Annotated in this window: 11 protein-coding genes and 1 pseudogene; 5 read left to right on the forward strand and 7 right to left on the reverse strand. The window is 60.9% G+C overall.

The features are described 5' to 3' along the window. Nucleotides 1-23: 23 nt before the first annotated feature. Nucleotides 24-1,366 (forward strand): annotated as a pseudogene (pabB, locus tag KI235_RS21155) (aminodeoxychorismate synthase component I). A gap of 127 nt (nucleotides 1,367-1,493) precedes the next feature. Here pabB and thrH read toward each other — a convergent pair. Beyond that, entirely contained in the window at nucleotides 1,494-2,111 is a 618-nt protein-coding gene (gene thrH / locus KI235_RS21160; protein WP_003204075.1) for a bifunctional phosphoserine phosphatase/homoserine phosphotransferase ThrH, read from the reverse strand. A gap of 174 nt (nucleotides 2,112-2,285) precedes the next feature. On the opposite strand from thrH, the gene KI235_RS21165 reads away from it, so the two are divergent. The 3 genes from KI235_RS21165 (at nucleotide 2,286) to KI235_RS21175 (ending at nucleotide 5,800) form a co-directional block, all read left to right on the forward strand. Further along, nucleotides 2,286-3,029 (forward strand): phosphoadenylyl-sulfate reductase, encoded by a 744-nt coding sequence (locus tag KI235_RS21165; RefSeq protein ID WP_013693959.1) that lies wholly within the window; start codon nucleotides 2,286-2,288, stop codon nucleotides 3,027-3,029. A gap of 452 nt (nucleotides 3,030-3,481) precedes the next feature. Further along, nucleotides 3,482-5,011, forward strand: a complete 1,530-nt coding sequence (locus KI235_RS21170) for an NCS1 family nucleobase:cation symporter-1 (protein WP_003204080.1) — start codon at nucleotides 3,482-3,484, stop codon at nucleotides 5,009-5,011. Between the two features lie 60 nt (nucleotides 5,012-5,071). Further along, on the forward strand, nucleotides 5,072-5,800 hold the full coding sequence (locus KI235_RS21175) for an aspartate/glutamate racemase family protein (RefSeq protein ID WP_003204081.1): 729 nt from the start codon (nucleotides 5,072-5,074) through the stop codon (nucleotides 5,798-5,800). A 147-nt stretch (nucleotides 5,801-5,947) separates the two neighbouring features. Here KI235_RS21175 and KI235_RS21180 read toward each other — a convergent pair whose 3' ends face one another. After that, on the reverse strand, nucleotides 5,948-6,871 hold the full coding sequence (locus KI235_RS21180; protein WP_003204082.1) for a LysR family transcriptional regulator: 924 nt from the start codon (nucleotides 6,869-6,871) through the stop codon (nucleotides 5,948-5,950). A gap of 125 nt (nucleotides 6,872-6,996) precedes the next feature. On the opposite strand from KI235_RS21180, the gene KI235_RS21185 reads away from it, so the two are divergent. Further along, nucleotides 6,997-7,743, forward strand: coding sequence for a 3-oxoacyl-ACP reductase family protein (locus tag KI235_RS21185; protein WP_003204087.1), 747 nt, complete (start codon nucleotides 6,997-6,999; stop codon nucleotides 7,741-7,743). 69 nt (nucleotides 7,744-7,812) lie between these two features. Here the strand turns inward: KI235_RS21185 and KI235_RS21190 are convergent, their stop codons facing one another. The 5 genes from KI235_RS21190 to KI235_RS21210 all read right to left on the reverse strand — a co-directional run bounded on the left by KI235_RS21190 (nucleotide 7,813) and on the right by KI235_RS21210 (nucleotide 10,657). Continuing rightward, complete coding sequence (locus tag KI235_RS21190; RefSeq protein WP_003204089.1) at nucleotides 7,813-8,508, reverse strand: HAD-IA family hydrolase; 696 nt, start codon at nucleotides 8,506-8,508, stop codon at nucleotides 7,813-7,815. Nucleotides 8,509-8,844: 336 nt separating this feature from the next. Beyond that, nucleotides 8,845-9,207 (reverse strand): hypothetical protein, encoded by a 363-nt coding sequence (locus KI235_RS21195; protein WP_003204092.1) that lies wholly within the window; start codon nucleotides 9,205-9,207, stop codon nucleotides 8,845-8,847. An 87-nt stretch (nucleotides 9,208-9,294) separates the two neighbouring features. Beyond that, nucleotides 9,295-9,501 (reverse strand): hypothetical protein, encoded by a 207-nt coding sequence (locus KI235_RS21200; protein WP_027911463.1) that lies wholly within the window; start codon nucleotides 9,499-9,501, stop codon nucleotides 9,295-9,297. Nucleotides 9,502-9,905: 404 nt separating this feature from the next. Continuing rightward, the gene (locus tag KI235_RS21205) at nucleotides 9,906-10,208 is read right to left on the reverse strand and encodes a hypothetical protein (RefSeq protein ID WP_155252629.1); all 303 of its coding nucleotides are present in this window, start codon (nucleotides 10,206-10,208) and stop codon (nucleotides 9,906-9,908) included. 38 nt (nucleotides 10,209-10,246) lie between these two features. Beyond that, the gene (locus tag KI235_RS21210; protein ID WP_003204097.1) at nucleotides 10,247-10,657 is read right to left on the reverse strand and encodes a glycine zipper domain-containing protein; all 411 of its coding nucleotides are present in this window, start codon (nucleotides 10,655-10,657) and stop codon (nucleotides 10,247-10,249) included. Nucleotides 10,658-11,303: the final 646 nt, after the last annotated feature.

Below are 11,303 nucleotides of genomic sequence, written 5' to 3' on the forward strand. Positions count from 1 at the left end.
TGAACGGCTGACCTGCCCCGCCCATGCCAACCTGCTCCGTACACCCGCTGCCCTACCGCGCCAACCCTGCCGAGTATTTCGCGGCGATCCGTCATGCCCCTGGCAGCGTGCTGCTCGACAGTGGCCGGCCGAGTGCCGAACGTGGGCGTTACGACCTGCTCAGCGCCTGGCCGCTGGCGCAACTGGCGGTGTTGCCGGACGAAAGCGGTAGCGATTTCCTGCAACGCCTGCGCATTCAACTGACGCAGCTAGGTGACGCGGAACTACCGACCACGGTGCAATTGCCCTTTGCCGGCGGCCTGATCGGCTACTTGAGCTATGACTTCGGCCGACACCTCGAAACCTTGCCGTCCCACGCCAAGGACGACCTGCAACTGCCCGACGCGCGTTTTGGCGTGTACGACTGGGCGCTGGTCAGCGATCACCAGGCCGGCACCAGCCAATTGGTGTTCCACCCTCATTGTGGCGAAGGCGAACGCCAGCGCCTGATCGCGCTGTTCAGCCAGCCGACTGCGACATCCGTTGGCGTCTTCAGCCTCGAAGGACCGATGACCCCCGACCTCAGCGCCGAAGCCTATCGACAGGCCTTCGAACGTATCCAGGCGTATATCCAGGCGGGTGACTGCTACCAGGTCAACTTTGCCCAGCGCTTCCGCGCGCCCTGCCAGGGCGATGCCTGGGCCGCTTACCAGGCGCTGCGGACGGCGTGCCCGACGCCGTTTTCCGGCTTCCAGAGCCTGCCCGATGGCGGCGCGGTGCTGAGCCTGTCCCCGAACGCTTCGTCAAGGTCAGCGAAGGCCAGGTGGAAACCCGGCCGATCAAGGGCACCCGGCCCCGCGGCACAACACCCAGCGAAGACGCGGCCCACGCCGCCGAGCTGCTGGCCAGCCCCAAGGACCGGGCGGAAAACCTGATGATCGTCGACCTGCTGCGCAACGACCTGGGCCGCACGTGCCGCATCGGCTCGGTACGGGTGCCGGAGTTGTTCAGCCTGGAAAGCTACCCGAACGTGCATCACCTGGTCAGCAGCGTGACCGGCGAGTTGGCTGTGGGTAAAGACGCCCTCGACCTGATTGCCGGCAGCTTTCCCGGCGGCTCGATCACCGGCGCGCCGAAAATCCGCGCCATGCAAATCATCGACGAACTCGAACCGACCCGACGCGGCCTGTATTGCGGCTCGTTGCTGTATCTGGACGTGCGCGGGGAAATGGACAGCTCCATCGCCATCCGCAGTCTGCTGGTCAAGGATGGGCAGGTGTGCTGCTGGGGCGGCGGCGGGATTGTCGCGGACTCGGATTGGGAGGCCGAGTATCAGGAGTCGATTACCAAGGTGAAGGTGCTGCTGGAAACCTTGCAGAACCTCTGAACAGACCCCAGGCCTGACACAAGACCTTGTGGGAGCGAGCTTGCTCGCGATTGCGTTGGGTCAGCAGCCTTTGTGCTAACTGACACACCGCTATCGCGAGCAAGCTCGCTCCCACAGGGGATTGGGTTTACAGGTTGAGGCTGCGGTTCGAAGCCTTGAGGAATTCCTGCTTCAACTCGGCAAAGCTGTGCACCGCCGGGAATTGCGGGAATTCACGGATCACGTTTTCAGGCGCATGGAACAGAATCCCCGCATCGGCTTCGCCCAGCATCGTTGTGTCGTTGTAGGAATCCCCCGCCGCGATCACCCGGTAGTACAGGCTCTTGAAGGACAGGACCGACTGGCGCTTGGGATCTTTCTGACGCAACTGGTAGCCGGTCACCCGCCCGCTGTCATCGGTAATCAAGCGATGGCAGAGCAACGTCGGGAAGCCCAACTGGCGCATCAACGGCTGGGAAAATTCGTAGAACGTGTCGGAAAGAATCACCACCTGGAAGCGCTCACGCAGCCAGTCGACGAATTCTATGGCGCCGTCCAGCGGCTTGAGGGTGGCGATGACTTCCTGGATGTCGGAAAGCTTGAGGCCGTGTTCATCGAGGATGCGCAACCGTTGCTTCATCAGCACGTCGTAGTCGGGAATGTCCCGAGTGGTTGCCCTGAGGGAGTCAATCCCGGTTTTTTCAGCGAAGGCGATCCAGATCTCCGGGACCAGTACACCTTCCAGGTCGAGACAGGCAATTTCCACAAGACACTCCCATTTTTTCTGATGTTTATCGGTTGAGCGAACAAAAGGCTTGCCGACTCTAGCCATTCGTCGAAGCCTGCGCAACGCACAGGAACGCGCCAGCCCCGACAGCTTTTGTTACCATCAGCCCCATATAGAGCGCCCAGCGCCACCGACCTGTAGGAAACCGCCCTGATGAGCCCATCGTTTGACGTCGTGGAACTCGCCACGACCTATGCCAACAAGTCCCCGCAGGACATCCTCAAACTGGCCTTCGCCGAATTCGGCGACGAGCTGTGGATATCCTTCAGCGGCGCCGAAGACGTGGTGCTGGTGGACATGGCCTGGAAACTGAACAAGAACGTCAAGGTGTTCAGCCTCGACACCGGCCGCCTGCACCCGGAAACCTATCGTTTCATCGACCAGGTGCGCGAGCACTACAAGATCGACATCGAGCTGGTTTCGCCGGACTACACGAAACTTGAACCCTTCGTGAAGGAAAAAGGCCTGTTCAGCTTCTACAAGGACGGTCACGGCGAGTGCTGCGGCATCCGCAAGATCGAACCATTGCGGCGCAAACTGACCGATGTCCGCGCCTGGGCCACCGGCCAGCGCCGCGACCAGAGCCCCGGCACCCGCAGCCAGGTGGCGGTGTTGGAAATCGACACGGCGTTTTCCACTCCGGAGCGTACCCTGTACAAGTTCAACCCCCTGTCGCAGATGACCAGCGAAGAAGTCTGGGGTTACATCCGCATGCTGGAGCTGCCTTACAACAGCCTGCATGAACGCGGTTTCATCAGCATCGGCTGCGAGCCCTGCACCCGCCCGGTGCTGCCAAACCAGCACGAGCGCGAAGGCCGTTGGTGGTGGGAAGAAGCCACGCAGAAAGAATGCGGGCTGCATGCCGGTAACATCATCGCCAAATCCAAGACCGTCTAAGCGTCCGCCGCACCCTGTACACAAAAATGTCACTACAAGTGGCATTTTTGTGTGCACTTATTACGTTACTGCCCCCAAAGGTTACACACACCTTCCCGCCTCGCCTGCCCTTCCAACTCCACTGGCGTTCGCCAAAAAATAAATACCTGTTTAAACGGTCAGTTTTAAATCACGGTATTTCAGTTAGTTACTTAACGATCATAACAAAACGAAATTAGTGCTTCTTCGAATAGATCCGTAAGTGGCATAGATCTGGCTTTAGTCGACACGTGTTTTGTATACAACTTATATAAAACATACACACACTTTAGATCCGCAAGCCTGAAGCGCCCTATCCCGTACAGGCTGCAGATGCCCCGTAATCAATGATGCTCGCCCGCCGCGACGAAGATTTGTCGAGCTCCGCGCTCATGCACAGTCATCGCTGCGCCGAGAATCAGGAGCCTGCCGGAATGCGTACAAGTCTCTCCAATAACATCGCGCTGGATCTGCCCTCCACCACCACGGCCCTCGACGACAACACTGCCGCGTCCCTGGCCCTGAGCCCGAGGCTGCACAACAAAGACCTGGCGCCGACCAAGGCCGAAGGTCGACGCTGGGGTCGCTACAGCATCTTTGCCCTGTGGACCAACGACGTGCACAACATCGCCAACTACTCCTTCGCCATCGGCCTCTATGCCCTGGGCCTGGGTGGCTGGCAGATCTTGCTGTCCCTCGGGATAGGCGCGGCGCTGGTGTATGGCTTCATGAACCTGTCCGGCTACATGGGCCAGAAAACCGGGGTGCCGTTCCCGGTGATCAGCCGGATCAGCTTCGGGATCCATGGCGCGCAGATTCCGGCCTTGATCAGGGCGGTCATCGCCATTGCCTGGTTCGGTATCCAGACCTACCTGGCGTCGGTGGTGTTCCGGGTGTTGCTGGTGGCGATCCACCCGAGCTTCGCCGACTACGACCACGACTCGATCCTCGGCCTGTCGAGCCTGGGCTGGGTGTGTTTCGTGGCGATCTGGTTCGTGCAACTGGTGATCCTGGCCTACGGCATGGAAACAGTGCGCCGCTACGAAGGTTTTGCCGGGCCGGTGATCCTGGTGACTGTCGCCGCCCTGGCCGGTTGGATGTATACCCAGGCCGACGCCACCATTGCCTGGTCGATCCGCGAACCGCTGACCGGAGGCGAGATGTGGCGCAATATCTTTGCCGGTGGCGCGCTGTGGCTGTCGATCTACGGCACCTTGATTCTCAATTTCTGCGACTTCGCCCGCTCCTCGCCGTGCCGCCGGACCATCGTCGTCGGCAATTTCTGGGGCCTGCCGGTGAACATCCTGGTGTTTGCCGGGATCACCATCCTGCTCTGCGGTGCGCAGTTCCAGATCAATGGGCAAATCATTGAAAGCCCGACCCAGGTGATTGCCTCGATCCCCAACACCTTCTTCCTCGTGTTGGGCTGCCTGGCCTTCCTGATCGTCACCGTGGCGGTGAACATCATGGCCAACTTCGTCGCCCCGGCCTTTGTGCTCAGCAACCTGGCGCCCAAATACCTGACCTTCCGCCGCGCCGGGTTGATCAGCGCCGCCATTGCCGTGCTGATCCTGCCGTGGAACCTCTACAACAGCCCGCTGGTGATCGTGTATTTCCTGTCCGGCCTCGGCGCCCTGCTCGGGCCGCTGTACGGCGTGATCATGGTCGACTACTGGCTGCTGCGAAAAGGCCGCATCAACGTGCCGCAACTGTATAGCGAGGACCCAAACGGGGCGTATTTCTACAGCAATGGAGTCAACCTGCGGGCGGTGGCAGCGTTCATTCCAGCGGCGCTGATCGCGATCATCCTGGCGCTGGTGCCTGGTTTTGACAGCGTTTCACCATTCTCCTGGCTGATTGGCGCTTCGATTGCAGGGCTGCTGTACCTGATCATCGCCAAGCGCCAGCCGTACTACGAGGACGTCAGCGGCGAATCCATCGCTGTGGATAACGTCAATCATTGATTGCTCAAGCGGCCCGCCAGGTTCGGGCCACTTATTTTTATGTGTTAAGGAGGACAGCTCATGCGAATTCTCGTGGTCAACGTCAACACCACCGAATCCATCACCCAGGCCATCGCCCGCCAGGCCCAGGCCGTCGCCGCGCCGGGCACCGAGATCGTCGGGCTCACGCCGCATTTCGGTGCCGACTCGATCGAGGGCAATTTTGAAAGTTACCTGGCGGCCATCGCGGTGATGGACCGGGTGATGTCCTACGACCAGCCGTTCGACGCGGTGATCCAGGCCGGTTATGGCGAACACGGTCGTGAAGGCTTGCAGGAACTGCTCAACGTGCCGGTGGTGGACATCACCGATGCCGGCGCCAGCACCGCCATGTTCCTCGGCCACGCTTACTCGGTGGTCACCACCCTGGACCGCACCGTGCCGCTGATCGAAGACCGGCTCAAGCTGTCCGGCCTGTTCGACCGCTGCGCCTCGGTACGGGCCAGTGGTTTGGCGGTGCTTGAACTGGAGCAGGATCCGCAACGGGCGATTGAAGCCATCGTCCAACAGGCTGAACTGGCAGTGAGCCAGGACAAGGCCGAAGTGATCTGCCTGGGCTGCGGCGGCATGGCCGGGCTCGACGAGCAGATCCGCCAGCGCACCGGCGTGCCGGTGGTCGATGGGGTGACGGCGGCGGTGACCATTGCCGAAGCGCTGGTGCGGCTGGGGTTGTCGACGTCGAAAGTACGCACTTACGCGACGCCTCGGCCCAAGACCATCATTGGCTGGCCGGGGCGGTTTGGGCGGTGAGTTCACGGTTTTAGACTGAGGTGCCCCCTTCGCGAGCAGGCTCGCTCCCACAGGGATTTTTGGCGATCACGAAATGTGTGGTCGCTACAAAACCAGTGTGGGAGCGAGCTTGCTCGCGATTGGGGCCAACTCGATTCCAAGCCCGGCTCAAACCGCACTGAACCGCCGCGCCAACCCCTGCTCGGAAAACTGCTCGATGATGAAATCCACAAACGCCCGGGTCTTGCCCGGCAACAGTTTGTGTTCGGCGTAGTAGATGGATATGTTGCCATCGTCGACATACCAGTCCGGCAGCACCCGCTGCAGAGTCCCGTTTTCCAGGAAGGGAACGGCGATCGGCATGCTCACCAGGCCGATGCCCAACCCTTGGGCGGCGGCCGCGCAGTCGGCTTCCGAATCACTCATGGTCATGCGCGTCTTGAGCGTCAGCGGGCTGTGTTCCCGATTGCGGCTGGTCAGTTGCCAGGAACGCACCCGCCCGGTCTGTGGTGAGCGAATCAGGATGCCTTGATGCAGTGACAGATCTTCCGGTTCTGTCACGGCGGCATGCGCTTGCAGATAGTCCGTTGATGCAACCAGCACCCGATGAGCCACCGTCAACTTGCGCGCCACCACCCCCTGGGGCAGCTCGAAACCGCCGCCGATGGCGGCATCGAAGCCCTGGCCGATCAGGTCCACCTGGCGATTATCGAAATGCCAGTCGGGGTTGATCGCCGGATAACGTCGCAGAAACTCCCCCAGCAACGGCACGACATACAATCGACCGAACGCCGTGCCCATGCTCACTTTCAGCGTCCCCGCCGGTTGCCCGCCGGCGCTGGCCAGGTTGGCGACGGCGTTCTGGATGGTGTTGAAGCTGCTACCGACTTCCCCCAAGAACAACTGGCCGGCTTCGGTCAGCCTCAGGCTTCGGGTGCTACGCTGGAACAGGCGTACGCCCATTCGCGCCTCCAGCTTGGCGACGCTTTTACCCACCGCGGCCGGGGTCACGCTCAGACGTCGCGCCGCCTCGGCAAAGCTGCCGACTTCGGCACTGCGCACGAAGCATTCGATACTGTTGAAGGTCTCCATGAGCCTCACTCTAAACTTTTGGTTTAGACAGACTATAGCAATGACGGTCTACACAGCCCACGGCACCTTCTTGATACTCGCCCCATCACCGCGGCATCTCGCCCCGGCACTTTTTGGAGATCATCATGAGTAACCAAGCACTGAGCGGTAAAGTCGCCTTGATCCAGGGCGGTTCTCGCGGCATCGGCGCCGCCATCGTCAAACGCCTGGCAGCAGAAGGCGCCGCCGTAGCCTTCACCTACGTCAGCTCTGGCGCAAAATCTGAAGAACTGCAGAACAGCATCACCGCTGCAGGCGGCAAGGCCCTGGCGATCAAGGCAGACAGCGCCGACGCCGAGGCCATCCGTAACGCCGTCGCGGCCACCGTCGAGGCTTTTGGCCGATTGGACATCCTGGTCAACAATGCTGGCGTGCTGGCGATAGGGCCGCTGGATGAATTCAAACTCGAAGATTTCGACCAGACCCTGGCCATCAACGTGCGCAGCGTGTTCATCGCCACTCAGGCCGCTGCGCGGCACATGGGCGAAGGGGGCCGGATCATCAACATCGGCAGCACCAACGCCGACCGCATGCCCTTCGCCGGCGGCGGGCCCTATGCCATGAGCAAGGCCGCGCTGGTGGGCCTGACCAAAGGCCTGGCCCGTGACCTCGGCCCACGCGGCATCACCGTCAACAACGTGCAGCCCGGCCCGGTGGACACCGACATGAACCCGGCCGACAGCGAATTCGCCTCCAGCCTGATGTCGCTGATGGCTGTCGGGCGCTACGGCAACGTCGATGAAATCGCCAGCTTCGTCGCCTACCTGGCAGGGCCGGAAGCCGGTTACATCACCGGCGCCAGCCTGACCATCGACGGTGGTTTCGGCGCCTGATACAGGCATGAAAAAACGCCGGTCATGGCTTTAACCATGACCGGCGTTTTGTTGTGTAGCGCGATGGGGTCAGGCCCACTCCAACTCCGGCAGACCGCAAAGGCTGGGCTGGAACATTTTCAAGGAGCGAATGATCCCGTCGGCGTGGGCGTACTTTTCATCCGCCATGGCCGAATCCGGAATGGCAATGGCGGTCATGCCGGCGGCTTTCGCGGCAGTCACCCCGAACGGCGAATCCTCGAACACCAGGCAGTCGCGCGGCTCGACACCCAGGCGCCGGGCAGCAGTGAGGAAGATATCCGGCGCCGGTTTCGCCGCGCCGACCTCAGGGTCATCCGCCGTCACGATGAAGTCGAACAGTGCGAACCATTCCCGGTGCAAGGTGGTTTTCAGTGCGAACGTGGGGCTCGACGAACTGGTGCCCACCGCAATCGGAACATTGTGGGCCTTCAAATGCCGCACCAGTTCCTCGGCGCCGGGCATCCCCAGGGCATGAGGAAAACGCTCGCGCATCAAGGGCTCGCGGATGACCAGGAACTCTTCGGGGGTGATCGGCAATTCCAGCGCCTGAACGACGTAATTGGCCAGGTCCGTGGCCCCGCGCCCGATGATGTTCTGTTTGACGCTCCAATCGAACGTGCGCCCGTAGCGCTCGGCGATGATGGACGTGACCTCGGTGTAGATCCCCTCGGTGTCCAGCAACAGCCCATCCATGTCGAAAATCACAGCCTTGATCGGGCCAAACTCTTTCAGGGGTGCATTCATCGCATCTGATCCGTTATCAACACAACATTCCAGGGATGGCTCAGGTGCGGCCAGGGCAGCGTGTTCGCCTTAAAGGATTCAGCAGGATAACGAAGGGGGCTTGGAACCGGCAATGGGAAATCTATGGACGGGGTCCGTGACGAGGGAGCTTGTTCCCGCTGGGTTGCGCTCTGTAGGAGCTGCCGGAGGCTGCGATCTTTTGATCTCTCGCTCAGGACTCAATTGACAGGGGAAAGATCGCAGCCTCGTTGCACTCGACAGCTCCTACGGTGCAACCGAGCGGGAGCAAGCGCCCTCGTCACAAAAGCAGATCGATGCCGGATGATGGTGGGACGGCTATTGGCCCGAGCTGCCAGAGCCCGAACCACTGGCACCACTGTCGCTGGTACCGGTTCCTCCGTTGGTCCCACCGCCGGCGTCGGCACCGCCCATCGTGCTGCCTCCACTCATCGAACCGCTCCCGGTGCCGGGACTGGTGCTACTGCCGTTGGCATCGCCGCCGTTGCCGCCGCTCACGGAGCCCGGGGGCAAGGCGTTACCGTTGGCACCGGAGTTGGAGCCGGCCTCCATTTCTGAGGAGGGGGGCATCCCGCCCTTGTCCACGGGGGGCGTGCCGCCCGAAGATTCTGCCAAGGCAGCCAGTGAACTGAGCGAAAGAATCCCGGCGAGTGTCAGCGCTGTCATGTTGGACTTCATCATGGTGAGTCTCCTTTTCAAGATCCTTACCTGATGTGTGGCACGCGTGGCGGGACGATGGTGCCGCTGAATCGACAGACGGACCTGCGATCAGCTCGGCTTGCCGGAGGCATCGTCACCGGCGATGTCCGGGTCATCCGGGGTCGCTTCGACATCCTCATCGTCGCTGGGTACCTGCTCGACGCCCGCATCGTCATCGGGTGGACGCTGGTCGCGGCTCAGGGAGTTGGTGGGCGAAGGCAGCGGGTATTCCGGGGTTTCATCTTCCTCGATCAAGGGAACCTGGGCGTCATCCATCAGGGAACCGGGGTCTTCATTGCCCGGGTCATTGACCACAGGTGCGCCCGAGGAGTCTTGTTCTTCCTGGCCTTGCGTTTGCGGCGTCATGGTACACCTCGCAATTGTTGATGGATGTATGAGTTCGAAGCGGGGGGATGGCAATCGTTCCGGAGATTTTGATTTGCCGTTTTTTTGGGGGGGTCAGGTTGGAGTGTATATCCGTTTTTTTGGTAACGGCGACTTATGGTTCCGCCCTGACGGCGGCTCACGTTTGAAAAGCCCGGAAGCCGGCCCAGTCAAAAGTAAGCAAAACGCTTTTATGCCCACCACTCGGCACCTCGCTTAGGCTCGGTGTGCCTGAACACAAGCATTGCTCCGTGGGCCACCGTGTGGCGGCCTGATAGCCGACCTGGTTCTCCCGGTCATACACCCATCACATCTGTGGGAGCAAAGCTTGCTCGCGATGGCGGTGGCTCAGTCACATGGATGTTGGGTTTGCTGGCCTCATCGCGAGCAAGCTTTGCTCCCACAGGTGATCTCGGGTGTTCATGAGTTCTATGTTCACTGCGGCCCAATGTGGGAGCAAGCTTGCTCGCGATGGCGGTGGTGCGGTTGCATAGCGGCTGGAGCTGTCTGTTGCGCTTGCTTTGGGCATCAAAAGAAGCAAAAAAAAACGGCGCTTCCCATTTCTGAAAGAAGCGCCGTTTTTTCCAGATGAACAGCATCACAGCACAAGGCCGGGTCTATTCATCCAAGCATCCGCTTAACGATGCTTTCTCTTGTGCTTGTACTTCTTGCCACTGGAGTGACGGTCGTTGTCATTGGACAGATTGCTGCCCAACGCGCCACCCGCCGCGCCGCCGATGCCTGCGCCGATGGTGGAGCCGGTCGAGCCGCCCAGACGGTTACCGACAACCGAACCACCGGCCGACCCCAAGCCACCGCCAATGGCCGCTTCGGTGCGGCTGCCCTTGCGAGCGCCTACGGCACTGCCGGCTGCGCCGCCAACGCCCGCGCCAATCGCGGCGCCGGTGCTGCCGCCCATCTGCTGGCCGACCACGTTGCCCAATACACCGCCCAGACCACCGCCGACCGCGGCGGTACCGTCGCCGGCAGCCATCGCGCCCTGGGCAACCACCAACCCCAGTACCAAGGTGGACAAAGTCAAACGCATGATAGAAACCTCAAAAATGCCGCATCGGGGAGAAATGGCCGGTGCGCGCGGGCGCGAGTTTACGCCAGACAGCGTCAGCCATGATGGTTGGACAACAAAACGGGGGTTTATTTTATGACAGGCAAAAAAAAGCCCGCTGGGGAAACGGGCAGGTACTGCTTTCTAACGGATGAGCTGAGAGTACGTACCTGCTTGTGAAAGAAACGTGAAAGTAAATGCCAGTTGAGAAAAGATGAAAAATATTTATGTAGAGAGGCCCCAGAAGCGGAACGCGGAGCGTCCCTGGCGACGTTCCCACGCAGGAGCATGGGAATGAAAAAAACGATCAAAAAAAAGGGCTGCTATGCAGCCCGGCGGGAGCAAGCTCCCCTACCACGATCCGCCGTCACTTTCTGACCGGGACCCTGGGCAAGAACTTGGCCTTCTCCCCTCGCTGCACTTTGGCCACCTTCGTCCTGATGGACTTGATCGGCTCGTCACCGAAGTCCGCATGATAGGCCGACTGGCCACACTGCAACCCTTCATTGATCGGATACGCGGCAGTGTTCTCCTCGCTATACGGTGCTCCCATTGCCTTTCCCCTTCATCGAGGCCCATACCGGCAACAACCGGTTGCCTGACAATATCGACCTTCACGACAATGAGA

This window comes from Pseudomonas sp. St386, from assembly GCF_018325865.1.
Taxonomy (GTDB): Bacteria; Pseudomonadota; Gammaproteobacteria; order Pseudomonadales; family Pseudomonadaceae; genus Aquipseudomonas; species Aquipseudomonas brassicacearum.

What these genes read in the sequence shown, in the direction of transcription:
- KI235_RS21165 (WP_013693959.1), top strand. Translation starts at nt 2,286, where the DNA reads ATGAGCCCATCGTTTGACGTCGTGGAACTCGCCACGACCTATGCCAAC.
- KI235_RS21170 (WP_003204080.1), top strand. Translation starts at nt 3,482, where the DNA reads ATGCGTACAAGTCTCTCCAATAACATCGCGCTGGATCTGCCCTCCACC.
- KI235_RS21175 (WP_003204081.1), top strand. Translation starts at nt 5,072, where the DNA reads ATGCGAATTCTCGTGGTCAACGTCAACACCACCGAATCCATCACCCAG.
- KI235_RS21180 (WP_003204082.1), bottom strand. Translation starts at nt 6,871, where the DNA reads ATGGAGACCTTCAACAGTATCGAATGCTTCGTGCGCAGTGCCGAAGTC.
- KI235_RS21185 (WP_003204087.1), top strand. Translation starts at nt 6,997, where the DNA reads ATGAGTAACCAAGCACTGAGCGGTAAAGTCGCCTTGATCCAGGGCGGT.
- KI235_RS21190 (WP_003204089.1), bottom strand. Translation starts at nt 8,508, where the DNA reads ATGAATGCACCCCTGAAAGAGTTTGGCCCGATCAAGGCTGTGATTTTC.
- KI235_RS21195 (WP_003204092.1), bottom strand. Translation starts at nt 9,207, where the DNA reads ATGATGAAGTCCAACATGACAGCGCTGACACTCGCCGGGATTCTTTCG.
- KI235_RS21200 (WP_027911463.1), bottom strand. Translation starts at nt 9,501, where the DNA reads ATGGATGACGCCCAGGTTCCCTTGATCGAGGAAGATGAAACCCCGGAA.
- KI235_RS21205 (WP_155252629.1), bottom strand. Translation starts at nt 10,208, where the DNA reads ATGCTGTTCATCTGGAAAAAACGGCGCTTCTTTCAGAAATGGGAAGCG.
- KI235_RS21210 (WP_003204097.1), bottom strand. Translation starts at nt 10,657, where the DNA reads ATGCGTTTGACTTTGTCCACCTTGGTACTGGGGTTGGTGGTTGCCCAG.